The following is a 23,159-nucleotide window of genomic DNA, read 5'->3' as shown; positions in this document are numbered from 1 at the left end:
AGGCCGCGGCGTGTGGCGCCGGGGAAGCGCGGTCGCGTCGCGACGATCACTGCGTCTTGAAGAGGTCCAGGATCCCCTGCCCGATCGCGGCCGGGTCCGGCACCGCGACGCCGGTCGGCTCGGTGCCCTCGAGGAACACCTCTTCCACGGCGCCCTCCTGGCCCGGGAACGCCCCGATCCCGCTCGCCGGATCGATCGGGAGGCGCACGATCCCGAGCGGCTCCGGGAAGTCGGTCGCCGGCCGCCCCGCGTGCGCCTTCTCCATGAACGCGATGAAGGCCGGCAGGGCGGCGCTGCTGCCCACCTCGCGCGCGCCGAGCGTCGTGGCGTCGTCGAAGCCGGTCCACACGGCGCACGCGATGTCGGTCGAGTAGCCGACGAACCACGCGTCCCTCGCGTCGTTCGTCGTCCCTGTCTTTCCGGCGATCGGCCGGCGCAGCGAGAGCGCCTGCTTCGCCGTGCCGACCTTCACGACCGAGGTGAGCAGGTCCGTCGTGATGTACGCCTCCGCCGCGGTCATTACAGGGCGCGGCGGGGGCCGCGCCGGCAGGGGCAGCGCCTCGCCGCGCGGGCCCGTGATCTTCGTCACGAGGACGGGCTCCTGGTACACGCCGCCCGCGGCGAACGTCGCGTAGGCGGCCGCCATCTCGCGCGGGGTCACCTCGTAGGAGCCGAGCGCGAGGGACAGGTCGGCGCCGAGCTTCGACGTGATCCCGAGCTCGCGCGCCCACGCGACGACGGCCTCGGGGCCGACGTCCCGGAGCGCCGACACAGCGGCCACGTTCACGCTGTGGGCGAGCGCCTCGCGCAGGCGCTTCGGGCTCTGCCCCTCGCTCTCGTCGTAGTTGCCGGGCCGATAGCCATCGAGCGCCGCCGGGTCGGTCTCGAGCATCGAGGCCGCCGTGAGCTTGCGCGAATGGATGCCGTAGCCATAGACGATCGCCTTGAAGGTCGATCCTGGCTGGCGGAGCGCGCGGCTCGCCCGATCGAGGCCGCCGCGCGCGCCCTCGTAGCCGCCCGCGAGCGCGACGATCTCGCGCGTGCGCGCGTCGATCGCGATGAGCGCGCCCTGCGGGCCGAGGTCGAGCCGGAGCTTGCCGGCCTCGGGGTCGCCCTCGAAGCGCACGCGCAGCACCTTGCCGACCTCGGCGAAGCGGCTCGGCGGGAGCCCGCGCGGGTTGTACCGGCGCTCCTTGCGCAGATCGACGCTGCCCTGCGCCGCGCCGACGCGGACGGCCAGGGTGCCGCGCGCGTCGTCGGCGCCGGTCACCGCGCCCAGGTAGACGCGGCCCGCGTCCTTGGGCGCGCCCTGGAAGGGCGCCGGATCCCCCTTGGCGCGCGTGAACGGCGCGACGAGCCCGTGCCGCGCGGCGTAGGCGTCGAGGTTCTGGCGCACCGCCGCGCGCGCCGCCGCCTGCATCTTCGGGTCGATCGAGGTCACGACCGTGTAGCCGCCGTACCTGGCGTCGGGCCCGACGGCCTTCCGCAGCGCGCGCTCGGCCTCGGCGAGGACCTCGGGCGCGAGCTCGTCCAGGTGCTCCGGCTCGGGCGCGAGGCGGATCGGCTCCGCGAGCGCGGCGTCGATCTGCGCCGCGGGCAGGAAGCGCTTCTCGCGCATCTGGCCGAGCACGAAGGCGCGGCGCTTCTCTGCGCGCTCCTTGTTGACGCGCGGCGAGTAAATGGAGGGCCCCTTCACGATGCCCGCGAGGAGCGCCGCCTCGGCCAGCGTGACCTGCCGGACGCTCTTGCCGAAGTAGAACCGCGCCGCCTCCTCGACCCCGTAGCGCCCGTGCCCGAAGTAGATGTGGTTCAGGTAGAGCTCGAGGATCTGGTCCTTCGTGAGCTCCTGCTCGATGCGGCGCGCGAGGAGGAGCTCGCGCATCTTCCGGTCGATCGTGCGCTCGTGCGTGAGCAGCACGTTCTTCACGACCTGCTGGGTGATCGTGCTGCCGCCCTGGCGCGCCTCCGCCGAGCGCAGATTGACGATCAGCGCGCGGAGCATGCCCAGGTAATTGAGGCCGTCGTGTTTGTAGAACCTGGCGTCCTCGGCCGCGAGCGCCGCGAGGCTCATCACCGGCGGGATCTCGGTGACCGGCACGAGCGTGCGGCGCTCGACGAAGAGCTCGCCGATCACCGTGCCGTCGCGCGCGAGGAACCGCGTCACCTGCGGCGGGCTGTAATTCTTCAGCTCCGCCGTGGTCGGCAGGTCGCGCTCGTAGTGGCGGACGACGAGGAAGAACGCGATCACGGCGGCGGCGAGGAGGCACGCGAGGGCGATCGCGAGCCCCTTGCCCCAGCGGGCGAGCTGGGCGCGGAGCGGCGGCCTGGGCCCGGCGCCCCGGGGCTGCCGCTGGAAGGCCGCGCGGAGCGCCGCGCCCGCGCGCTTCCACAGCGGGTGCTGCCATAGCGGGTGATCGAGCGCCGCCCTGACGAGGGCGCGCGCTCTTCCCGGCGTGCCCTCCTGCGCGCGGCGGCCCGGTGGCGCCGGCGGGTGCGGCCCGGGCGACCACGGGACGGTCGCGCCCGGCCCGTCGGGCGGAGGCCCCGGGGGCGGCGCCTGCGCCGGGCCTCGAGGCGACCAGAGCCGCGTCGGCGCGCGATCGCTCGGCGGCGGGTCGGAGCCCGCCGCGCCCGCGTCGTGCGGGTAACTGGGCTCCGCCGGCGCGGCTCGTGGGCCGGGTCCTTCAGGTGGCGCGGCGGGTTTTCGTGGGAGATCCGAGGCCATGCATCCGCGCGCTGGAGCCAGCGGCGCCACCGCGGCGCCCGGATGGGGTGTTCCAGCCGCGCCACGGTATCACGAGGACGGGCGCCGCGGAGGGCGCCGGCCAGCCGCCGATCCATCGATGTTCCGCGCCAGCTCATCCGCTTTTCCTCGAAGGAATTGCCTGCGAGCAGCCGCGGAGATGGTGGGGCGTGATAGCGTCGGTGGCGCCCTCCATGACCGACCAGGAAATCGACGCCTTCATCGCCGAGAACCAGTTCCATCCGAACGTCGTGTGGCGCCGCATCCCCGGGAAGGGCCGGGGCGTCTTCGCCCGCCGGTTCCTGCCGAAGGGCGCCGTCGTCGAGTGGGCCGCTGTCAGCTGTTTCCCGGCCTCGGATCTGAAGACCGAGGAGCACCGCGGCTGCCAGGCGCTCCATCACGTGTTCACGTGGGGGAAGGAGCCCGGGCGGGAGAAGGCGTATGCGTGGGGGTTGCTCGCGCTCTACAACCACTCGACGACACCCAACGTCGAGATGGATGACGGTCCGGTGCCGGACTCGATGGCTGCCATCGCGCTCCGCGACATCCAGGCGGGCGAGGAGCTCTGCTTCGACTACGGCTACACCTGGTTCGATCCTCGCTGAGGCGAGGGCGCCAGCGCCGCGGCGACGGCCGTATCGCTCCGGCTCACGTCGACGATACAGGCGCGCTGGCGACCGCCAGGCACCCGCACCGGCGCTCCGCGCTCGCCTCTTGCGGCAGCGGCATCCAGGTCAACGCCTGGGCATCACACAGGCCGGACTGTCGTCGTTGCGGAGGTGAGGACGGGATTCGAACCCGCGTATAACGGTTTTGCAAACCGTTGCCTAACCACTTGGCTACCTCACCGACTGTTCGAAGCGGCGGGAGGTCATGCCTCATCTCTGCCCGGCTGTCAACGCCTTTGATACCGCCGTCTACATTCACGCGGCCGAGCCGTCCCTTCAGCCGGGCGCTCCGCCGCGCTCGTTCTGTCGTCGTTCTGGCGTCGTTCTGGCGTCGTTCTGGCGTCGTTCCGGCTTCCAGCTCCCTCCGCCCCGATCTCGGAGCCGGCGGAGGGGGGCTCCGGCGCGTTCCCGCCGCAGCCCTCCAGGACACCCGCGCTGCTTACTGTTCGCGCCCGCCGCGCCGTGCCCCTCCCGCGCGCGGCACCCTCTCCCGCCCCCCCAGGGCTCGCCCGATGTAGCTGGCCGTGTAGACCGCCCGCCGCGTCGCCTGGATCAACCCGCGCGGCACGATCCCCTTCCCCGTCTGGAACGGGTTGAAGCGGAGGGCGCGCTGGTCGATGTCCACCGGCTCGTACAGCTCCATATCGGCCACTGCCATCCACCGCGCGCGCGAGCCCCCTCGCCTCACCTCGAGGCGCAGCAGCGCGAGCCCCGCCGCAGCGGCGCGCTCCAGCTTCTCCAGGCGGTTGCCTTTCACCACCGCCGCGCGCAGCGGCACCAGGCGGAACTCCGCGCGACCGAAGCCGGCCACGTCGAACCGCGCCAGCGCGTAGTAGTCGTTGTCCAGGAAGTCGTGCCTCTTCGTCGTGAACAGGGCGAACGGGAGCAGCAAGAGTCGGCGCGCGCTCACGAAGAGGAGGTCCTGATCGCCGGCGCTCGCGGCCGGCGTCACCTCTTCGCTGGTCCGGAAGCGCACCGCGACCCCCAGCACATCCGGACGGCGCTCGCCCTTGCCGCCCCGCCACCGCCACATCCCGCCCGAGAGCCGCACGAGCGCCGGCCCCGCCAGCCGCTGGGCCAGCGCGCCGACCTCGCCCTCCACCGCGAGCGCCTTCACCCCCGCGCAGTAGACCACGCCGTCGGGATGGAACAGCCTCGCTCTCCGGATGAAGCTGCCCCCCCCGGCGATAGGAGACAGCGCTCCCCCGATCACACGCCCAACCGCTTCGAAGAACCGCATGGTGACCCCTCCCTCGAACCTGGAGCGCCGGGGGCCAATCGCAAGTTGGGCGCGCCCCGACAGCGCACCTCCCGCGGCGCTCACCCGCGTCGGAGCGTCGAGATCTGCTGGTCTCCGCGCGCCATCCGTTCTCCCGCGCAACGGCGATTCCAGGGAAGCGCCGAGTCTCCGGCGCTCCCTCTCGTACCGCTCGCGCCGAGTCCTCCGGCGGCCCTCGCTTCATCGCGCGCTCCGTCCCGCGCGCGCGCTCTATCGCGAGCGCGTCACCCCGCGCCGGCCTTCGCCGCCGGGTCGATCTCCGGAGCGGCGTCTCGCTGCGCCCGGCCTTCGATAAGGCGCTTCGCCACGAGCGTCAGGAGCGCGAGCAGGACGAGCAACGAGGCGACCGCGAACGCCGCCGAGAAGTGGAACTCGTTGTAGAGCACCTCGACGTGCAGCGGCATGGTGTTGGTCTGCCCCCGGATATGCCCCGAGACGACCGACACCGCGCCGAACTCGCCCATCGCCCGCGCGTTGCAGAGCACCACGCCATAGAGCAGGCCCCACTTGGCGTTGGGGAGGGTAATGCGGAAGAACATGCTCCACCCGCTCGCGCCGAGCGACAGCGCCGCGTGCTCCTCGTCGGCCCCCTGGCTCTCCAGGAACGGGATGAGCTCGCGCGCGACGAACGGGAACGTCACGAACGTCGTCGCGAGGATGATCCCCGGACGATCGAAGATGACCCGGAGGTCGTGCTCGATGAGCCAGGGGCCGACCACCCCTTGCGCCCCGAAGAGCAGGACGAAGATCATGCCGGAGATCACCGGCGAGACCGCGAACGGCAGATCGATGAGCGTGACGAGCAGGCTCTTTCCCGTGAACTCGAAGCGCGCGATCGCCCAGGCCGCGGCCACGCCGAAGACGAGGTTGAGCGGCACGGCGATGACCGCGGTCGTGAGCGTCAGCTCGATGGCGGCGATGGCGTCCGGCGCGGTGATCGCCCGCCAGTACCCCGAGAGGCCGTCCTTCAACGCCTCGATGAACACCGCCACGACCGGCAGGAAGAGGAAGAACCCGAGGAACGCGAGCGCCGCCGCCGTCAGCGCCCAGCGCACCAGCGGGGGCTCGGACGTCGCGCCGCGCACCGCCCCGCGCGACCTGACCCGCAGCTTGCCCGCCGCGCCAGCCACTACGACGCGACCCCGGGCGTGGCCCCCGCGGGCCGATCGGACGCAGGCTTGGGCGCTTCGACAGCGCTCCGCGACGACCCGCGCGCGCCGCTCCAGGACTGGAGTCGGTTGATCAGGAAGAGGAGCACGAAGGAGCAGAGAAGCATCACCATCGCGAGCGCCGTCGCGCCCGCGTAGTCGTACTGCTCGAGCTTGGTCATGATGACGAGCGGCGCGATCTCCGTCTTGAGGGGCATGTTCCCGGAGATGAACACGACCGACCCGTACTCGCCGAACGCCCTCGCGAACGACATCGCGAACCCGGTGAGGATCGATGGCCAGAGCGCGGGCAGGAGGATGCGACGGAAGATCTCGAAGCGGCCCGCGCCGAGCGACGCCGCCGCCTCTTCCTGGTCGACCTCGAGCTCCTCCATCACCGGCTGGACGGTCCGCACGACGAACGGGAGCCCCACGAAGGTGAGCGCAATGACGACGCCCAGGCGGCTGAAGGCGCTCTGGATCCCGAGCGGGTACAGGAACCGACCGACCCACCCCTGCTGCGCATAGATGGCCGTGAGCGCGATGCCGCCGACCGCCGTCGGGAGCGCGAAGGGCAGGTCGACGAGCGCGTCGACGATCGACTTGCCCGGAAAGCTGTAGCGGACGAGCACCCACGCCACGAGGACGCCGAAGACCGCGTTGATGCCCGCCGCGATGAGCGACGCGGCAAAGCTCATCTTCAGCGAGGCGACGGCGCGCGGCGAGGTCACCACCGCCCAGATCTCGGCGGGCTGGAGCGTCGCCGTCTTGAGGAAGATCATCGACAGCGGGACGAGCACCAGCAGCGACAGGTACGTTACCGTAATCCCCATCGCCAGCCCGAAGCCGGGCAAAACGCTCTGTCGCCGCCAGAGGAGAGCCACGAAGTCTACTTACCGGCCTGGTAGATCTGGTCGAAGACGCCGCCGTCGGAGAAGTGCGCCTTCTGGGCTTTTTGCCACCCCCCGAAGACCTCGTCAATCGAGAAGAGCGCGACCTTCTGGAAGACACCCTCCGACTCGGCCGCCGCGAGGATCGCCGGGTTGCGCGGGCGGTAGAAGTGCTTCACCGCGATGCGCTGGCCGTCCTCCGTGGAGAGGAAGGCGAGGTACGCCTCCGCCGCCGCCCTCGTCCCGCGCCTGTCGACCACCTTGTCGACCACCGCGACAGGCGGCTCGGCGAGGATGCTGATCGACGGCACGATCACCTCGAATTTGTCCTTACCGCTCTGCTTCACCGCGAGCAGCGCCTCGTTCTCCCAGGCGATCAGCACGTCGCCGAGGCCACGCTCGACGAACGTCGTGGTCGAGCCGCGCGCGCCCGTGTCGAGGACGGGCACGTTCTTGAAGAGGCGGCCGACGAAATCCTTCGCCTTCGCCTCGTCGCCGCCCGCCCGCTTCAGCTCGTAGCCCCACGCAGCGAGGTAGTTCCACCGCGCCCCGCCGGAGGTCTTCGGGTTCGGGGTGATGACCGCCACGCCCTCCTTCACGAGATCGTCCCAGTCCTTGATGCCCTTGGGGTTGCCCTTGCGCACAAGGAAGACAATGGTCGACGTGTAAGGAGCGCTGTTGTCCTTGAGGCGCGCCTGCCATCCCTCCTTGATCAGCCCGGCGGACGCGACCGCATCGACGTCGTAGGCGAGCGCGAGCGTGACCACGTCCGCCTCGAGCCCGTCGATCACCGACCGGGCCTGCTTGCCCGAGCCGCCGTGCGATTGCTTGATGGTGACGTCCTGTCCGCTCTGCTCCTTCCAGCGCTTCGCGAAGGCGGCGTTCACCTCTTCATAGAGCTCGCGCGTGGGGTCGTAGGAGACGTTCAGTATCTGCACCGACCCCGACTTCGAGGCGCCGGCCGCGTCGCCCTTCGAGCACGCCGGGAGCGCCAGCGCCAGCACACACCAAAGCATCGTCATCAAGCATCGCATCGATCGTCCCTACTCCCTTAGCCAGCCGCGAGATAACGCGATTCCCGCTGCGCGAGCGCGTCGAGCAGCTGCTGGAAGCGCGAGGCGCCGATGCGCCGGGCCATGAACGCCGCGCGGCCGAGCTTCTGGCAGAGCTTCTTGGCGAGGAGCACGCCGCCGTGGCTGTTCACGTCGGTCAGCACGATCACGAGATCGGCCCGCTCGATGGCCGCCCGCAGCTCGGCCGCCCCGCGGCCGCCCGTGTTGCCCGTGTGAAACTCCAGATGGTGCCCCGCCTGCAGCGCCATCCGCTCCAGCTGAGCCTGGTTGCGATCCAACCCACCAATCCAGGTGATCCGCATCGCTCCGCCTCCTTGCTCCTCGCAGCGGGTGACCGCCGCTATAACGGACATATCTCACGCTAAAGCAGAGGACGCAAGGGAGATCTGCCAAAATAACGGATGACACGTCTTGGATACCGGAGGGTCACGAGGCCGGCGGGGTCCGGAAATGGGGCGGGGGCTACCCGCGCGAGCCGTAGGTCATGACGAGGTACATGACGGCCTCGGCGCTGCCCGGGTTGCGGTAGCTGTGCGGGCTGTCGGCCTCGAACAGGATGGCGTCGCCGGTCTCGAGCAGGCGCCGCTCGCCGGACACGGTGATCTCCACCGAGCCCTCGGTGACGATCAGGTTCTCCGCGGTGCCCGGGGCGTGCGCGTCGGCGTGCTCGACCGAGCGCGGCGCGAGGCGGAGCTCGTAGAACTCCACGTTGCGCGGCCGGTCCATCGGGAAGAGCGCCCGGGAAGAGAAGTCACCGTTGCGCGAGCGCAGGATGCGCGCGTGCGAGGCCTGCATGACGGTCGTGACGGGCGAGGTCGCCTGGCTCATCAGCGCCGAGAAGGGGACCCCGAGGGCGCGCGCGATCTTCCAGAGGACGTTGATGGTCGGCGTGCTCTGGCCCAGCTCGATCTGCCCCAGCATCGCCCGGCTCACCCCGGACGCCTTCGCCAGGCGCTCGAGCGACAGGCCCCGCTCGGCCCGGAACCGCTTCAGGTTGGAGGCGACGACCGGCGTGAGGTCCGACGCGTCGTCCAACGCCGGGTCGTCCCCGCCAGGCTCGCTCGCCGGGGGCGGGGGTGGGGACGGCGGCTCGGCGGCCGCCGATCGCGCGGGGGTCTGGGCTCTGCGTGCCTTCACTGGACGCGTATCCGCCATGGTGGAGGGCGCGCGTCAAGCGAGCGGGGGGAAGGGCGCGCTCAGGGGCCGCCGGAGACCGCCTCCGCGACCGGGCTCGCGGGCGACGGACGACGCACCGAAGGCGCGGGCGCGGCCAGGAGCACCGGCGAGGTATGGCCGGTGATGAGGCGGGCGCCGCGCTTGAAGGTGATGTACTGCCACATCCACGCGAACATGACGGTGAAGCGGTTCCTGAAGCCGATAAGGAACAGCACGTGGACGGCCAGCCAGGCGAGCCACGCGAGCGTGCCCGACATCTGCAGGCGCCCGACCTTCGCGATGGCGCGCGAGCGGCCGATGGTCGCCATCGTCCCCTTGTCGCGGTAGGCGAACTGCCCGCGCGGGCGGCGCTCGAGATCGTCGAGGATGCAGCGCGCGACGAAGCGCCCCTCCTGGATCGCGGCCGGGCTGAGGCCGGGCACGTCGACGCCGTTCCGGTCGCGGAGCGTGGCCATGTCGCCGATCGCGAAGACGCTCGGGTGCCCGGGGAGGGAGCAGTCTGGCCCGACCTTCACGCGGCCGACGCGATCGAGCTCGACGCCGAGCGCGCGCGCGAGCGGGGTGCCGCGGACCCCCGCGGCCCAGATGACGGTCGCGGCGGGGAGGCGCTCGCCGTCCTCGAACTGCACGCCGTACTCGTCGATGCTTCGGAAGCGGCGCCCCTTGATGACCTCGACCCCGAGGGACGTGAGCTGCTCCTCGGCGCTCGCCGAGAGGCTCTCCGGGAAGGCCTGGAGGATGCGGGCGCCGATCTCGACGAGCAGCACCCGCGAGAGCGAAGGGTCGAGGGAGCGGAAGTCGCGCGCGAGGATGTAGCGCGCGAGCTCGGCGAAGGCGCCGGCCATCTCGACGCCCGTGGCGCCGCCGCCGATGACGACGAACGTGAGCAGCCGCCGCCGCGCCGCGGGGTCCTCCTCGCGCTCGGCGGCCTCGAAGGCGAGCAGCATGCGCTCGCGGATGGTGAGCGCCTCGTCGAGGTTCTTGAGCGCCGGCGCGAACCGGGCCCACTCCTCGTGGCCAAAGTAGTTGTTCGTCGCGCCGACCGCGAGGATCAGGAAGTCGTAGTCCAGCGGGTCGCCGTCGACGGTGACCCGCCGGCCGGCGAGGTCCACGCCCGTCACCTCGCCGAGCAGGACCCGGACGTTGCGCTGGCGCGACAGGACCGATCGGATCGGGACCGCGATGTCGGCCGGCGAGAGGCTGGCCGTCGCCACCTGATAGAGCAGCGGCTGGAACAGGTGGTGATTGGTCCTGTCGACGAGGGTGACCCGGACGGGCGCGTCGCGGAGCGCCTTTGCCGCGTTCAGGCCGCCGAACCCTCCGCCGACGATCACGACGTGAGGCTCTCTCGCGGTCGTTGCCATGGTGCCTCCTGGCGAGGAACGCTTCCTCGGTGGCACGACGATGGTAGGGGGCGCGGATCACCGCGGCAAGCAGGCGCAGCGCGCGGGCGCGGCGCCGCGATCGCTCATGCTGCCGCGGCCTTCACGTCGCTCCTCGCCTCGGTCTTGCTGTCCGGCGCCTCGCCCCGCAGCACCTCGGCGAGCAGCTTCCGGCCGCGGTGCAGGCGGCTCATGACGGTGCCGACCGGGACGCCCAGCCGCGTCGCTGCGTCCTTGTAAGACATCTCCTCGAGGTCCACGAGCACCAGGGTGTCACGGAAGGTCGGCGGGAGCGTCGCGAGCGCGCGCCGCACGCCGGGCGAGAGCGCGTGCATGTCGGCGCAGCGCTCCGGCGCCGTCCACGCGCACGGGTCGGTCGCGAGCACGTCGAGGGCGTTACGCTCGCGGCGGCTGCGCCGGCAGCGGGTGATGAAGACGCTGAAGAGGATCTGGTGCACCCACGCCCGCAGGTTGGTCCCGGGCTCGTAGCTCCCCGCGAACCGGATCGCGCGCTCCACCGTGTCCTGCACGAGGTCCTCGGCCGTCGCGGGCGTCCGGGAGAGCCGCAGCGCGCGGCCGAACAGCTCCGGTGTCATTTCGACAAGGCCCCGGAGCAGCTCGTCGACCGCTCCCCGCGAGCCCTCTCCCGGCGCCGTCCGCGCCGCGCGCGCCACGCCGAAGGACGGCCCGCGCCCGAGCGCGCGCGTCGCGCCGGGCGGCGGCGCTAGTTTCGAGGACCGGGCGGGGGCATGAGCGGCGTGGACGAGCATGACGGGACCTCCTGCGTAACCGGCACTGGCAAGGCAGGTGCCACCGCGCGGACCTCGCGAAGGCCGCGGATCACGCCGAACGGCGCGGGCGGAGACACGCGGGCGCGTGTCAAATCGACAGCAGGGAGAACGGGCGCGCCAGGGTGGCGAGCCGCCCCGCGGCGCGCCAGGCCCGGCGGCCCCACCCGCGCCGGGCGAAGCGGCCCCACCCGCGCCGGGCGAAGCGGCCCCACCCGCGCGAGCGCCGGGCGAGGCGTCCAGCAGAGCGAGCGCCGGGCGGGGGCGTCCGGCGGAGCAGGCGCTCGCGTCACGTCGAGAGCGGGTCGCTCCCGGCGGCCAGCGCGGCGATCAGGCCCGGGACCAGCTCGGCGATCTCGCCCGCGAGCAGCCCCCGATCGCTGCCCGTCTGCGCGCGCCACACGTCGCCGGCGAGCGCGTGGATCAGCACCCCGGCGCTCGCCGCGGCGGTGGGATCCATCGAGCACAGGAGGGCCGCGATCATCCCGGTCAGGACGTCGCCCGAGCCGGCGGTGGCGAGCGCAGGGTTGCCCGCCATGCAGATGAACATGCGGCCGTCCGGGAGCGCGATGATCGTGCGCGCCCCCTTGAGCACGACGATCGCCCGGGTGAGCGCCACGGCCTCGCGCACGGCGCCGAAGCGGTCCTCCTCGACGGCCCGGGCGCTCCGGCCCAGGAGCCGCCCGAGCTCGCCCGAGTGCGGCGTCATGATGAGGCTCCCGCGCGCGGTCGCGAGCGCCTCCGGGCGGCCCACGAAGTGCGTCAGGGCGTCCGCGTCGACGACCTTCAGGCCGTCCCAGCCGAGCACGACGTGATCCACCGCGGCCCGCGCCCGCTCGTCGAGGCCGAGGCCCGGGCCGATGGCGACCGCCCGCCGCCCGGCGAGCGCGTCGTCGAGCGACGCCGCGATGCGGGCCGGATCGATCGAGGTCGTCATCAGCTCCACGACGCGCGACTCCATCGCGCGCGCGGTGTCGGCCCAGGTGCAGATCGTCACGAGGCCCGCGCCCGTCCGCATCGCCGCGCGCGCGGTCAGCAGCGCGGCGCCGAGCTTGCCCGACGAGCCGGCGATGACGAGCACGTTGCCCGCCTGGTGCTTGTAGACGCTCGCCTCGCGCGGGCGCAGCGACGAGCCGATCGTCTCCTTGCGGAGGACCTCGGCGACGTGGCCCACGTGGGCGAGGATCGGCCGGTCCGGGACCCCGAGATCGACGACGTGCACGTTGCCCGCGAGCCGCGCGCCCTCGGGCGTGAGCAGGCCGATCTTGAGGTGGCCGAAGGTGACGGTCTCGTCGGCCTGCACCGCGGCGCCGAGCGGCGCGCCGCTGTCGGCGTCGAGGCCCGAGGGCACGTCGAGCGCGATGCACAGGCAGGTCGCCGTGTTGAGGACGCCGATGACGTCGGCGAGGTGGCCCTCGATGGGGCGGTCGAGGCCCGTGCCGAAGATCGCGTCGACGAGGAGGTCGGCCCCCGTGAGCGCGACCTCGAGCGGGGCGAGGGGCGCGCCCGGGGGGAGCTCGGTCAGCGCGCCGCCGAGATCCACGTACGCGTCGTGGTTGATGCGGCTATCGCCAGTGACCTTCTCGGACCGGGCGGCCAGGAAGACCTGGACCTCCGCGCCGCGGGCGAGGAGGTGGCGCGCCACGACGAAGCCGTCGCCGCCGTTGTTGCCGGCCCCGCAGACGACGACGACGCGGGCGTGGAGGGGGTACGTCGCGGGCTGCCCCGGGCTCGGGACGTGCCGCACCGGGAACGATCGGATGCGCGCGGCGCGGGCCTCCTCGGCGTCGCGGCGGCCGTTCGGCGGCGGCGGGACGCTCCCGGGGCGGCCCCGGAGACCCGCCCCGGAGGGCAACGTCGCCGGCCAGAACGCCCGCGCGGGCGAAAGGCCCGACGCGAGCGGGTGCGGCGCGCTGTGCGCGGCGTCGCCGGGCTGCCCGGCGCTGCGCCCCTCGATGATCACCGAGATCACGTCGGCGGCGCCGCGGCCGGCGTTCTCCATGAGGACGACGCCGGGGACGTGGCACTGGTGGATCGCGTGTTTGTCGAAGGCGCGCATCTGCGCGCGCGATAGGACCGGAATCACGAGCGCTCTTTCCCTTCGTCCAGGCTGGATCGGCTCTCGCCGTCCTCGTCCGCTTCGGTCGGGGATCGGCTCTCGCCGTCCTCGTCCGCTTCGGTCGGGGATCGGCTCTCGCCGTCCTCGTCCGCTTCGGTCGGGGATCGGCTCTCGCCGTCCCCTTCCAGGATAGCCACCGCCGCCGCCACGCCTGCATCATGCGTGATCGACAGGTGGACCCGCTGGACGCCCATGCGCTCGGCGAGCGCGCGCGCCGGGCCGTGGAGCGCCATCGTCGGCGGCATGCGCGGCGCGCCGCGCACCTCCAGGTGGTGCCAGCTGACGCCCGGCGCGCCGGCCATCGCCTTCACCACGGCCTCCTTCGCGGCGAAGCGGCCCGCGAGCGCCGTCGCCCGGTCCACGCGGTGCGCGAGCGAGCGGCGCTCCGGCTCGGACAGCACCCGCTCCCAGAACCGCTCCCCCCACCGCGCGAGCGCCTCCTCCATGCGTCCGATGCCGCAGACGTCGATGCCGATGCCGAGGATCACGCGCCCCCCTCGCTCGACCGAGCGTCCGGGCCGGCGGCCGGCGGTTGCACGGCGCCTCCGCGGGCGACGCTCGCCGCGATGCGATTGGCGGGACGGACAGACACAGGGAAGGCCATGTGGCGACTCTACCCCATTCGATGGCGACGCCTCCTGAAACGCGATCCGCGCCTCGCCCCGAGCGCGGAAGCAGACGCAGACGCAGACGCAGACGCAGAAGCGCGCCTCGACGGCGGCACGCGAGCGGGGAAGAGGCCCGGCGCGAGGCGGCCGGCCGCGGCCTCGGGCGCCGCGAGCGCGCGGCGAGCGCGGCCGTGGAGCGTCGCCCGCGCGCGCCGATCGCGGCTACCATGCTCGCGGCGCCAATGCAGACAGCCCTCGATCTGACGGTCATGCTCCCGCAGAGCGCCTACGATTACGGCGAGCGCTCGTCGGGCGAGGCCCACGGCGTGGTGCTGACCAAACCCCACGTCGTGAATCTCATCCTCGATCTCGCGGGCTACACCGCGGACCGGGATCTCGCGTCGCTGTCGCTGCTCGAGCCCGCCTGCGGCCATGGCGCGTTCCTGGTCCCCGCCGCCGAGCGGCTGATCCAGTCGGCGCGCCGCCACGATCGCGACCTCCTCGAGATCGAGCCGGCGATCCGCTCGTACGACGTCGAGCGAGCTCACGTCGACCGCGCGCGCCTCGCGGTCGCCGGCGCCCTCGCGCGGCTCGGGCTGCCGCAGGGCGACGCGACGCGCCTCTCCGAGGCCTGGATCGCCCACGGCGACTTCCTGCTCACCAGCCAGGGACGTCTGTTCGACGCGGTGGTCGGCAACCCGCCCTATGTCAGGATCGAACAGCTCTCGCCCGAGCTCCAGGAGGAGTATCGACACCGGTACAGGTCGCTCTACGACCGCGCCGATCTCTACGTCGCGTTCATCGAGCGCGGCCTCGAGCTCCTCGCGCCCGGCGGGGTCCTCTCCTTCATCTGCGCCGACCGGTGGACCCTCAACCGGTACGGCGCGCCGCTCCGCCGGATGCTGTCGAGGTGGTTCCGGGTGCGGTGCTACGTCGATCTACGCGGCGCGTCTCCCTTCGAGTCCGAGGTCGTCGCCTACCCGTCGATATTCGCCGTGTCGCCCGGCAAGACGAGGAGCGTCCCTGTCGCGACGCTGCGCACCGCCTCGCCGGAGGAGTGCGAGGCCGCCTCCGCCGCTCTTCAACGCGCGGAGGGCCGCGCGGAGGCGGGCGCGGCGGAGCGCGGCTCCGGCGTCGCCGTGTCGGAGTACGCTTCCTGGTTCGAGGGCGACGACCCGTGGGTGCTCGGCTCGCCAGAGCACCTCGAGGCCCTGCGCGCGCTCGAGGCGCGGTTCGCGCCGATCGAGGAGGTCGGCGGGACGCGCGTCGGCATCGGCGTCGCCACCGGGAACGACAGGATCTACATCGTCGGTGAAGAGGTGGATATCGAGCGCGATCGCCTCGTGCCGCTCGTCATGCGAGGCGATATCGAGGACGGCCGCATCCGCGACGCCAGGCGGTTCGTCATCAATCCCTTCGGATCCGACGGCAAGGTGGTCAATCTCGAGGAGTACCCCAGGCTCTCCGGGTACCTGCACGCGCACGAGGCCGAGATCAGGAGGCGCTACATCGCCCGGCGGGGCGGCGCCGGCTGGTTCCGCACCATCGATCGCGTGGTTCCGGGGCTGACCAGCGCCCCGAAGCTGCTCGTCCCCGACATCGCGGGCTCCAACGAGGTGGTCTATGACGAGGGCAGGTTCTATCCGCACCACAATCTCTATTTCATCACCTCGGAGGGCTGGGACATGGAGGCACTCGGCGGGCTGCTCGGCTCCAGGGTCGCCCTCTTCTTCGTGTGGTCCTATGCGGTCAAGATGCGCGGAGGCTACCTGCGCTTCCAGGCCCAGTACCTGCGGCGGATCCGCCTGCCCCCGCCGGAGAGCGTCGCGGAGGAGCTGATGAGCGATCTCCGCAGCTCCTTCCGGCAGCGCGACTTCGGCAGGCTCGACGAGCTCGCGCTGCGCGCCTACGGCATCGACGCGCTGCCCGGGTTCGGCTTCCTCGACACGAGGAGATAGCCCGCTATCCGGGCCCACGCGCGGCGTGGTACCGTCGCGCTCTCACGGGGCGTTCGCGGGCGAGGGGACGAGCGATGACGGCCGAGAAGATCGAGTGCGCTAGCCGTATCGAGGGGGTCGTCGTGTACGCGCGCGGGGCCATCGTCACCCGCCGCGTCGAGCTCGCGGCGCCGCTCCCCCGGGAGGCGGTCGAGATCTCGGTGCCGGGGATCACGCCGCTCGCCGAGCCGGGGAGCTTCCGCGCGCTCATCGACGCCGCCGCAGGCGCCTCGGCGGGCGCGGCGGCGGCCTCCGGGCCCGCGCGCGACGTGCGCGACGTGATCGGCGTGCGCGCGCGGCTCGTCGTGCCCCCGGCGCCCGTCTCGAGGACGGCGCTCTCCGCCGAGCTCCGCGAGCTCGAGCTCGCGATCGCGCGCCTGTCGGCGGAGCGCGACCACCTCCGCCTCTGGCGCGACCAGCTCGGCGCCGTCGCGCTCGATCCGGAGCTCGCGCGGCGCTTCCGGCCGGGCGACCCGGCGGCCCGCATCCGCGACGCGCTCGCGGTGAGCCGCCTGCTCTCGGACGAGCTCGCCGCGCTCGACGCCCGCGCCGCCGCGCTCGACGCGGAGCTCGAGCGCGCCCGGAAGGAGCTCCTGGCCGCCCAGATCGACGCCGCCCAGGCCACGAGCGGCGAGGTCGAGGAGCGCGATCCGGCGCGCCTCGACGTCGTCGTGCGGCTCGCGCCGGAGCGCGGCGGCGCGGCCGGGGAGCCCGCGCTCCGGCTCGAGTACGCCGTGTCCGCCGCGCGCTGGTGGCCCGCCTACGCGGCGCGGTTCTCGCGCGGCGCGACCGAGGTCGCCTTGCAGCTCGACGCCCTCGTCGCGCAGGCCTCCGGCGAGGACTGGAAGGACGTGCGCCTCGCGCTCGCCACCGCCGATCTCGTGCAGGACACGCGGCTGCCGGAGCTCGCCTCGCTGCGGCTCAGCCGCGCGCAGCGCCCACCGCGCCGCGGCTACCGCCCCGCGCCGGAGGGGCTCGACGCCATGTTCGAGGGGTTCGACAGCTTCGTCGCCGCCCTCCCCGAGCCGGCCGCGCGGACCACCGCCGCGCCTGGAAAGCTCCCGCGCACGCGTGGGGGCGACGAGGCCGCGCGGAACCGGGCCAGCCCGGAGCCCCTCGCGGCGATGAAGAGGCTAGCGCCGCCTGCGCCGTCCGTCGCGGGCGCGCTGCCGCCCCCGGTGCAGGCCGCCGCGCCGATGGCGTTCGCCCCGCCGCCCCCGATGCCGGCGGCCGCGTCGATGCCGCTCGCCGCGCCGGCGCGCAAGTCGCGCGGGCTGTCGCTCCCGTCGTTCGGCGGCTCCGGGGCGCCGCCCCCGCCGGCTCCCCAGGCGAGCGCGCCCGCGGCCCCCCGGAGCGCCCTGGGCTCCGTGGCGAGCGTCGAGGCGGCGGCCAGCCTCGAGGAGGAATGGCTCGCTCCCGAGCAGGCGCAGGAGGGCGCCGGGGCCGCCCCGGCGCCGCTCGAGCCCGCGCAGGTCGAGGAGTGGCTCGACTTCGACGCGCTGCACCTCCCTGGCGCGGGCAAACAGCGAGGCCGGCTCGCGCGCGACGAGCCCGGGCCCTCGCGGCGCGACGCGCGTCGGGCGGAGCAGGACATCGCGGACCTCGACGCCCCGCCCCGGGCCGTGGATCCGCGCGACTCGCGCGGGCAGTTCGACCACCTCTACGTCGGCGAGAGCGCCGCCGACGTGCCGTCGAACGGCAGGCTCCACCGCGTCGCGCTGGGCGCCGCGCGCGCCCCCGCCGCGCCCCGGTTCGTGACCGCGCCCCGCGAGGCCGCCGAGGTCTACCGCGAGGCGCGCGTCGAGAACCCGTTCGACGCCCCGCTGCTCGCGGGGCCTGTCGACATCTTCGTCGACGGCGCCCTCGCGGCGCAGTCCGCGCTCGGCCGCGTGGACCGGGGCGGCCTCCTCCGCGCCGGCCTCGGCGTCGAGGAGCGGATCCGGGTCGCCAGGAACGCGCGCGTGGACGAGTCGAGCGCCGGCCTGCTCGGCGGCTCGCTCGCCGTCGAGCACGCGGTCGTCATCGACCTCTCCTCGTCGCTCGGGATGGGCGTCGAGGTCGAGGTCCTCGACCGCATCCCGGTGACGGACGACAAGGACGTCGAGATCAAGCTCCTCTCGTCGCAGCCGAAGGCCGAGCCGTACACGCAGGAAGAGCTCGGCGAGCCGGTGCGCGGCGGGCTGCGCTGGCGCGTCCCGATCGCGCCGGGCGGCAAGGCCTCCGTCGCCTTCACCTACCGCGTGGTGCTCTCGTCCAAGAACGAGATCGTCGGCGGTAACCGTCGGGAATAGCAAAGGAAACGAGCGCACCATGGCAACGGATGCGAGCGGTTCGGACCGGGCTGGGCGGAGCGCCAGCGGAGGCGGAGGGAGCGACGGGAGCGGCGGCCACGAAGGCGCCCGCGCGCCGCACCCGAGCGTGGCGCGCGCGGTGACGCTGTTCGAGGATCGCGCCGAGGTCGTGCGCGCGGCGCGCGTCGAGGTCCAGGCCGGGGCGCAGTGGATCGCGATCGGCGGCGTCTCGGTGTTCGTCGACGAGCGCACCGTGCAGGCGCGCATCGCGGGCGCTGGCGCGGACGCGGCGCGCGTGACGGCGGCGCGCGTACGCTGGAGGGCGCACAGGGAGGCGGCGCTCGGCCGCGAGGCGATCGACGCGCTGGAGCGCGAGGAGCGCGAGGCGTCGCTGCGGGCCGGCGCCGCGGAGCGCGCGCGGGACCGGGCGTCGCGCCGCGAGGCCCACCTCGACCAGCTCCTCGCGAAGTGGGCGCGGGCGATGAGCGAGGTCCCGAAGGACGCCGGCGAGCCCGCGCGCCTCGCCTCGTGGCGCGGCGGCGCCGAGGCGCTGCACGCCGCGCTCGCCGAGGCGCTCGGCGCGTCGGCGGACGCGCGCGCGGCGCGGGCGCGCGCCGAGGAGGACGCCCGGCGCGCCGCGGCGCGGCTGCGCGAGGGGTCGGTCGAGCAGCCGCGCTATGAAGCGGTGATCGAGGTCGAGGTGCACGCCCCCTCGCCGCAGCCCGTCGACATCGAGCTGACGTACCGCGTCGCGTGCGCGATCTGGCGCCCCGAGCACCTGGCGCGGCTCGCCGCCGGCGCCGCGGGCGCGAGCGCGGGCGGCGCGGCGGCGCAGGGGCCAGGCGGCTCGATCGAGCTCACCACCTGGGCGGCGGCGTGGCAGGCGACGGGCGAGGTCTGGGAGAACGTCACCGCGCGCTTCTCGACAGCGCGGCCGTCGAGGAGCGCCGAGGCGCCGCTGCTCGAGGACGACGTGCTCCGGGCGCGGCGCAAGACGGAGATCGAGCGCCGCCGCGTGATCGTCGAGGCGCGCGATCAGGCGATCGCGGCGGCCGGGCTCGACCGCGGGGCGCGGGCCGTCGACGAGATGCCCGGGGTGGACGACGGCGGCGAGCCGCTGATCTTCGAGGCGGCGGAGCCGGTGACCCTCCCCTCCGACGGCCGCCCGACGCGCATCGAGATCGCGCGGCGCTCGCTCCCCACCGAGCTCGCGCTTGTGCTGTACCCCGAGGTCCACCCCGCGGCCCACCTGCGCGCCACGGTGACGCTGGACGGCGGCGGCGCCGGCGGACGGCCGCGCCCGCTGCTGGCGGGCCCGGTGCGCGTCGCGCGGGGCGGCAGCCTCATCGGCCGCGCCCGGCTCGATTTCGTGGGCGCCGGCGAGCCGTTCGAGCTCGGCTTCGGCGTGGACGACGCCGTGCGCGTGCGGCGCACCGTCGACGAGGAGCAGGACACCGCCGCGATCACGGGGAGCCGCAAGATCCGCCGGCGTGTGAAGCTCTCCGTGTCCAACCTCTCCAGCAACGTGAAGCGGGTGCTGGTCACCGAGCGGATCCCTGTCAGCGAGGTGGCCGAGGTCGAGGTCGCGCTCGGCGAGGCCCCCGGCTGGACGCTTGACGAAAAGGATGGATTTCTCCGTGGCCACGTCGAGCTCCCTCCGAAAGGGTTGAAGACGCTGTCGTTCAGCTACGAGCTCCGCGCCGCAGCGAGCGTGGTGTTGCCTTTTTGAAGCCAGGAAACGCAGAGAGCGGGAACGTGGAAGGAGAGAGGGAGAGAAGCACGGAAGCCGAGACGCCGACGGCCGCCGTCGCACGGTTCGCGCGGAGCGCCGTTGACAGGACGCAGTGCGCTTCGGTAACGGATCGATCTCCCAGCGGCTTCACTCGTGAAGGAGGAGGATCGCCATGAGGCAGCAGATCGACGGGGCCGTGGTGCTGACCGCAGCCGACGAAGACGTGATGGAGTATTTGCCCAACCGAGGCGTCTTCATGGCGCAGCTGCTGGGAAGAGGCCGCGGGAACGCCTTCGGCTTCTACAGGGGCACGATGGGCCCCGGCTGTGAGATCTCGCGCGAGCTCCACACGGAGACCACCGAGACCATCTACATCCTGGCCGGGCAGGCGCTCGGCATCGTCGGCGATCGCGAGGTGCCCCTCGGCCCCGGCCAGATGATGCACGTCGAGACGAACGTACACCATGGGCTGCGCAACGCGGGCACTGGGCCGCTCGAGTTCCTCGTCATCGGCCACCCCGATTTCTGATCGCGCGGTCCGCTCCTTGAGGTGCGCCGCGCCCCTCTGGTTCGCCTCCAGCGCGCTCGCCGTGACGACGCTGCTCGGCGCTGCAGCGGCGCGAGCCGAGCCGCCTGCTGCGGCGCGAGCCGAGCCGCTCGCGGCGCCGTCCGGCGCGGCGACACGGGGAGCCGGCGACACCACCGCCCTCCGCTCCGGGGCGGCGCTGCCGAGCGCGCCGCGCCGTGCCGCGCCGGAGGCTCGCTCTCGCGCGCGGCCCGAGGTCGCGTGGGATCCGGCCTGGCCGCGCTTCCGCGTGAGCGAGTATGTGGCCACGGGGCTCCTGGCCGCGACCGCGTTCGGCACGCTCGCCATCCCGCCGTCGGAGGGCCGTTGGACGACGGTGAACGGCTTCGACGGCTCGGCGCGCGGCGCCCTGCGCATCCGCAGCGATCGCCAGCGCGAGATGGCGCGGGACGCGAGCGATCTCCTGCTCACGCTGATGACCAACCACCTCGCGGTGGACGCCCTGCTCGTGACCTGGTGGGGGCACGGCCGCGGCAGCGTCGCCTGGGAGATCGCGATGATCGACGTCGAGGCGCTCGCGCTGAACGCGGCCCTGAACGGCGTCGTCGCGGGGCTCACGAGCCGCGAGCGCCCCTACCGCGCCGGGTGCGCCGGGCCGGAGGAGCAGCAGGACCGCGACTGCCGGGGGAGCAAGCGGTACAGGAGCTTCTTCAGCGGCCACAGCTCGACCGCCTTCACGGCGGCGGGGCTCGTGTGCTCGCACCACGCGCGCCTGCCCCTGTACGGCGGCGGCGCCCCCGACGCGCTCGCGTGCGCCGCGTCGCTCGGGACGGCGGCGGCCGTGGCGACGCTCCGGGTCGTCTCCGACCAGCACTTCGCGACCGACGCGCTCACGGGCGCGGCGGTCGGCGCCCTGACCGGCCTCGGGCTCCCGTGGCTCCTGCACTACCGCGGCGGCGCCCCCGCCTCGGACGCGCCGCGCGGGGACGGCATCACGCTCAGCTTCGCGCCCGCGCCGCTCGGCGGGTATTTGGTGGGCAGGTTCTAGCGATGGCGCTCCGCCACGCGCTGGCCGCCGCCGCGGCGCTCGCCGCGCTCACCCTGCTGCCCGCCGGGGCCGGCGCCCAGGATCCGGCCGACCTGCCGTCGCCCGCCGGCGAGCCGCCGCCGGTGCCCTCGGGCATCGACCTCCTGCAGAAGCGCTCTTACTGGGCGCGGAGCGCCGCCGCGCGCCCGTTCGTCTCCGCGCTGATGGATCTCGGCGTGATCTATTTCAGGCCGAGCCTGGCGCTCGGCGTGGGCAAGCCGCACTGGTCCTGGCTCGGGATCGAGGCCTACACGAGCGTATCTCCGAACGGCGGCGCCGAGTACCTGGGCCTCCGCGCCGCGCTGCCCGGCGTGGAGATCCGCGGAGGCGCGCGGTACGCCTTCTCGACGACCCAGTACTTCCTCGAGCCTCGGGCGTCGTACACGCGCAGGGACACCGAGCTCATGCAGGGCCCCCCGTCGCGGTACGTCGCGGCGGAGATCGAGGTGTCGGGCTCGACACCCTTGCTCGGAGGCAGCCTGTTCGGCGTCGCGACCGGCTATGCGGTGCTGGGGACGCCGGAGGGGTTCTACCTTTACGAGGAGGCGCTCCACGCGGTGATGAAGCCGCCGTACCTCTACCGGGCCCGGCTCGGCTACATGGCGGAGATGGACCGGTTCGGCGAGCTCCGCCTGGGCGCCGCCGCCGAGGTGCTCGGCAACCCTGGCCGCGACAGCCTCGTCGTGCGCATTGGCCCCGTGCTGGCCGTATCGTTGACGCACCACCTGGACGCGGTGGGGACGGTGATGGTGGTGGCCGCGACGCCCGATCAGCTCGGCCTGCTGGGCGCGGATCTCGGCCAGCTCGGCCTTCGGTACCGGTGGGCGACCGGCGATCACTGGCCGGAGTTCCCGTGACGCATGCGCCTGCCGCGACGCGTGGTAAGCGTCCCCGTATGAACAAGCTCATTTCCCTGACGTTCCTCGCCGCGGCCCTCGCGGCGTGCACGCAGCCCGGCGAGGCGAGCGCGCCCGCGGCCACCGGCGCCGCCGCGCCGCAGCCCGAAAAGGCCGACGCCCCGAAGGCGAAGGCCGCGGACGCGCCGGCGGCTCAGGCGAAGGCGGCCCAGGCCAAGATCGGCCAGCCCGCGCCCGATTTCACGCTGCCGGACCTCGACGGCAAGCCCGTCAAGCTGGCCGATCACAAGGGCAAGACGGTCGTCCTCGAGTGGTTCAACCCCGGTTGCCCGTTCGTGCAGCTCGCGCACCGCCAGGGCGGCCTGAAGGACGTGCCGGCGCAGCAGACCCAGAAGGGGGTCGTGTGGCTCGCCATCAACTCGGGCGCTCCAGGCAAGCAGGGCACCGCCAAGGAAGAGAACGTGAAGGCAAAGGGCGAGTTCGGGATGAGCTACCCGGTCCTCATCGACGAGAAGGGCGATGTGGGGCGCGCGTACGGCGCCAAGCGCACACCGCACATGGTCGTCATCGATCCGCAGGGTACGGTCGTCTACGCCGGCGCCATCGACAGCACGAAGGGCGGTGAGCCCGAGCCGGGCGAGCAGGTCACCAACTACGTCGATGCCGCGCTGACCGAGCTCGCCGCCGGCAAGGCGATCTCCACGAAAGAGACCGAGGCGTTCGGCTGCACCGTCAAGTACTGACCAGCCCGCCGGCGGGCCCATGAGCAGCGGAGCAGCTGAACCCACCTCGGCA

The 23,159-nt window shown here is 73.3% G+C and carries 19 protein-coding genes and 1 tRNA gene; 8 read left to right on the top strand and 12 right to left on the bottom strand.

Annotated features, from left to right (window positions below; translation table 11 throughout):
• Positions 1-46: 46 nt before the first annotated feature.
• Positions 47-2,725, bottom strand: a complete 2,679-nt coding sequence (locus WMF11_RS01915) for a penicillin-binding protein 1A (RefSeq protein ID WP_437976230.1) — start codon at positions 2,723-2,725, stop codon at positions 47-49.
• Between the two features lie 212 nt (positions 2,726-2,937).
• Between WMF11_RS01915 and WMF11_RS01910 the strand changes: the two genes are divergently transcribed.
• Positions 2,938-3,348: an SET domain-containing protein gene (locus WMF11_RS01910; protein ID WP_437548980.1), complete on the top strand. Its 411-nt coding sequence runs from the start codon at positions 2,938-2,940 to the stop codon at positions 3,346-3,348.
• Positions 3,349-3,520: 172 nt separating this feature from the next.
• Here WMF11_RS01910 and WMF11_RS01905 read toward each other — a convergent pair.
• The 11 genes from WMF11_RS01905 to acpS all read right to left on the bottom strand — a co-directional run bounded on the left by WMF11_RS01905 (position 3,521) and on the right by acpS (position 13,754).
• Positions 3,521-3,592: transfer RNA gene (locus WMF11_RS01905), tRNA-Cys, on the bottom strand.
• Positions 3,593-3,850: 258 nt separating this feature from the next.
• Positions 3,851-4,651 carry a hypothetical protein gene (locus tag WMF11_RS01900; RefSeq protein ID WP_437976229.1) on the bottom strand — a complete coding sequence of 267 codons (801 nt, stop codon included), beginning with the start codon at positions 4,649-4,651 and terminating at the stop codon, positions 3,851-3,853.
• Positions 4,652-4,914: 263 nt separating this feature from the next.
• Positions 4,915-5,820, bottom strand: a complete 906-nt coding sequence (gene cysW, locus WMF11_RS01895; RefSeq protein ID WP_437906740.1) for a sulfate ABC transporter permease subunit CysW — start codon at positions 5,818-5,820, stop codon at positions 4,915-4,917.
• A complete protein-coding gene (gene cysT / locus WMF11_RS01890) occupies positions 5,820-6,722 on the bottom strand; it encodes a sulfate ABC transporter permease subunit CysT (protein ID WP_437548975.1) in 903 nt (300 codons plus the stop codon). Before cysT ends, cysW begins: the two co-directional genes overlap by 1 nt.
• A gap of 5 nt (positions 6,723-6,727) precedes the next feature.
• The gene (locus WMF11_RS01885; RefSeq protein WP_437976228.1) at positions 6,728-7,762 is read right to left on the bottom strand and encodes a sulfate ABC transporter substrate-binding protein; all 1,035 of its coding nucleotides are present in this window, start codon (positions 7,760-7,762) and stop codon (positions 6,728-6,730) included.
• A gap of 17 nt (positions 7,763-7,779) precedes the next feature.
• Complete coding sequence (locus WMF11_RS01880; RefSeq protein ID WP_437976227.1) at positions 7,780-8,103, bottom strand: DUF2325 domain-containing protein; 324 nt, start codon at positions 8,101-8,103, stop codon at positions 7,780-7,782.
• A gap of 160 nt (positions 8,104-8,263) precedes the next feature.
• Complete coding sequence (locus WMF11_RS01875) at positions 8,264-8,938, bottom strand: helix-turn-helix domain-containing protein (protein WP_437976226.1); 675 nt, start codon at positions 8,936-8,938, stop codon at positions 8,264-8,266.
• 59 nt (positions 8,939-8,997) lie between these two features.
• Positions 8,998-10,341: an NAD(P)/FAD-dependent oxidoreductase gene (locus WMF11_RS01870; RefSeq protein ID WP_437976225.1), complete on the bottom strand. Its 1,344-nt coding sequence runs from the start codon at positions 10,339-10,341 to the stop codon at positions 8,998-9,000.
• Between the two features lie 104 nt (positions 10,342-10,445).
• The gene (locus WMF11_RS01865; RefSeq protein ID WP_437906734.1) at positions 10,446-11,129 is read right to left on the bottom strand and encodes an RNA polymerase sigma factor; all 684 of its coding nucleotides are present in this window, start codon (positions 11,127-11,129) and stop codon (positions 10,446-10,448) included.
• A gap of 307 nt (positions 11,130-11,436) precedes the next feature.
• On the bottom strand, positions 11,437-13,233 hold the full coding sequence (locus WMF11_RS01860) for an NAD(P)H-hydrate dehydratase (RefSeq protein ID WP_437976224.1): 1,797 nt from the start codon (positions 13,231-13,233) through the stop codon (positions 11,437-11,439).
• Positions 13,230-13,754, bottom strand: coding sequence for a holo-ACP synthase (gene acpS, locus WMF11_RS01855; RefSeq protein ID WP_437976223.1), 525 nt, complete (start codon positions 13,752-13,754; stop codon positions 13,230-13,232). The genes WMF11_RS01860 and acpS overlap by 4 nt, the downstream gene beginning before the upstream one ends.
• A 362-nt stretch (positions 13,755-14,116) precedes the next feature.
• Here acpS and WMF11_RS01850 point away from each other — a divergent pair, with 362 nt between their 5' ends.
• The 7 genes from WMF11_RS01850 to WMF11_RS01820 all read left to right on the top strand — a co-directional run bounded on the left by WMF11_RS01850 (position 14,117) and on the right by WMF11_RS01820 (position 23,107).
• Positions 14,117-15,832 carry an Eco57I restriction-modification methylase domain-containing protein gene (locus WMF11_RS01850; protein WP_437976222.1) on the top strand — a complete coding sequence of 572 codons (1,716 nt, stop codon included), beginning with the start codon at positions 14,117-14,119 and terminating at the stop codon, positions 15,830-15,832.
• Positions 15,833-15,906: 74 nt separating this feature from the next.
• Positions 15,907-18,162, top strand: coding sequence for a DUF4139 domain-containing protein (locus WMF11_RS01845; protein WP_437976221.1), 2,256 nt, complete (start codon positions 15,907-15,909; stop codon positions 18,160-18,162).
• Between the two features lie 19 nt (positions 18,163-18,181).
• Complete coding sequence (locus WMF11_RS01840) at positions 18,182-19,891, top strand: DUF4139 domain-containing protein (protein WP_437976220.1); 1,710 nt, start codon at positions 18,182-18,184, stop codon at positions 19,889-19,891.
• Positions 19,892-20,066: 175 nt separating this feature from the next.
• Positions 20,067-20,423, top strand: coding sequence for a cupin domain-containing protein (locus tag WMF11_RS01835; RefSeq protein WP_437906730.1), 357 nt, complete (start codon positions 20,067-20,069; stop codon positions 20,421-20,423).
• A gap of 16 nt (positions 20,424-20,439) precedes the next feature.
• On the top strand, positions 20,440-21,468 hold the full coding sequence (locus tag WMF11_RS01830; RefSeq protein ID WP_437976219.1) for a phosphatase PAP2 family protein: 1,029 nt from the start codon (positions 20,440-20,442) through the stop codon (positions 21,466-21,468).
• Between the two features lie 2 nt (positions 21,469-21,470).
• Positions 21,471-22,364, top strand: coding sequence for a hypothetical protein (locus WMF11_RS01825; protein ID WP_437976218.1), 894 nt, complete (start codon positions 21,471-21,473; stop codon positions 22,362-22,364).
• 38 nt (positions 22,365-22,402) lie between these two features.
• On the top strand, positions 22,403-23,107 hold the full coding sequence (locus WMF11_RS01820; protein ID WP_437976217.1) for a thioredoxin family protein: 705 nt from the start codon (positions 22,403-22,405) through the stop codon (positions 23,105-23,107).
• Positions 23,108-23,159: the final 52 nt, after the last annotated feature.

This window comes from Sorangium sp. So ce295 (assembly GCF_051527405.1).
Taxonomy (GTDB): Bacteria; Myxococcota_A; Polyangia; order Polyangiales; family Polyangiaceae; genus Sorangium; species Sorangium cellulosum_B.
The sequence above is the reverse complement of the archived record's forward strand: the minus strand, read 5'-3'. Positions and strand labels throughout refer to the sequence as shown.

What these genes read in the sequence shown, in the direction of transcription:
- WMF11_RS01870 (WP_437976225.1), bottom strand. Translation starts at nt 10,341, where the DNA reads ATGGCAACGACCGCGAGAGAGCCTCACGTCGTGATCGTCGGCGGAGGG.
- WMF11_RS01865 (WP_437906734.1), bottom strand. Translation starts at nt 11,129, where the DNA reads ATGCTCGTCCACGCCGCTCATGCCCCCGCCCGGTCCTCGAAACTAGCG.
- WMF11_RS01915 (WP_437976230.1), bottom strand. Translation starts at nt 2,725, where the DNA reads ATGGCCTCGGATCTCCCACGAAAACCCGCCGCGCCACCTGAAGGACCC.
- WMF11_RS01840 (WP_437976220.1), top strand. Translation starts at nt 18,182, where the DNA reads ATGGCAACGGATGCGAGCGGTTCGGACCGGGCTGGGCGGAGCGCCAGC.
- WMF11_RS01900 (WP_437976229.1), bottom strand. Translation starts at nt 4,651, where the DNA reads ATGCGGTTCTTCGAAGCGGTTGGGCGTGTGATCGGGGGAGCGCTGTCT.
- WMF11_RS01825 (WP_437976218.1), top strand. Translation starts at nt 21,471, where the DNA reads ATGGCGCTCCGCCACGCGCTGGCCGCCGCCGCGGCGCTCGCCGCGCTC.
- WMF11_RS01885 (WP_437976228.1), bottom strand. Translation starts at nt 7,762, where the DNA reads ATGCGATGCTTGATGACGATGCTTTGGTGTGTGCTGGCGCTGGCGCTC.
- WMF11_RS01835 (WP_437906730.1), top strand. Translation starts at nt 20,067, where the DNA reads ATGAGGCAGCAGATCGACGGGGCCGTGGTGCTGACCGCAGCCGACGAA.
- WMF11_RS01820 (WP_437976217.1), top strand. Translation starts at nt 22,403, where the DNA reads ATGAACAAGCTCATTTCCCTGACGTTCCTCGCCGCGGCCCTCGCGGCG.
- WMF11_RS01850 (WP_437976222.1), top strand. Translation starts at nt 14,117, where the DNA reads ATGCAGACAGCCCTCGATCTGACGGTCATGCTCCCGCAGAGCGCCTAC.
- WMF11_RS01880 (WP_437976227.1), bottom strand. Translation starts at nt 8,103, where the DNA reads ATGCGGATCACCTGGATTGGTGGGTTGGATCGCAACCAGGCTCAGCTG.
- WMF11_RS01910 (WP_437548980.1), top strand. Translation starts at nt 2,938, where the DNA reads ATGACCGACCAGGAAATCGACGCCTTCATCGCCGAGAACCAGTTCCAT.
- WMF11_RS01845 (WP_437976221.1), top strand. Translation starts at nt 15,907, where the DNA reads ATGACGGCCGAGAAGATCGAGTGCGCTAGCCGTATCGAGGGGGTCGTC.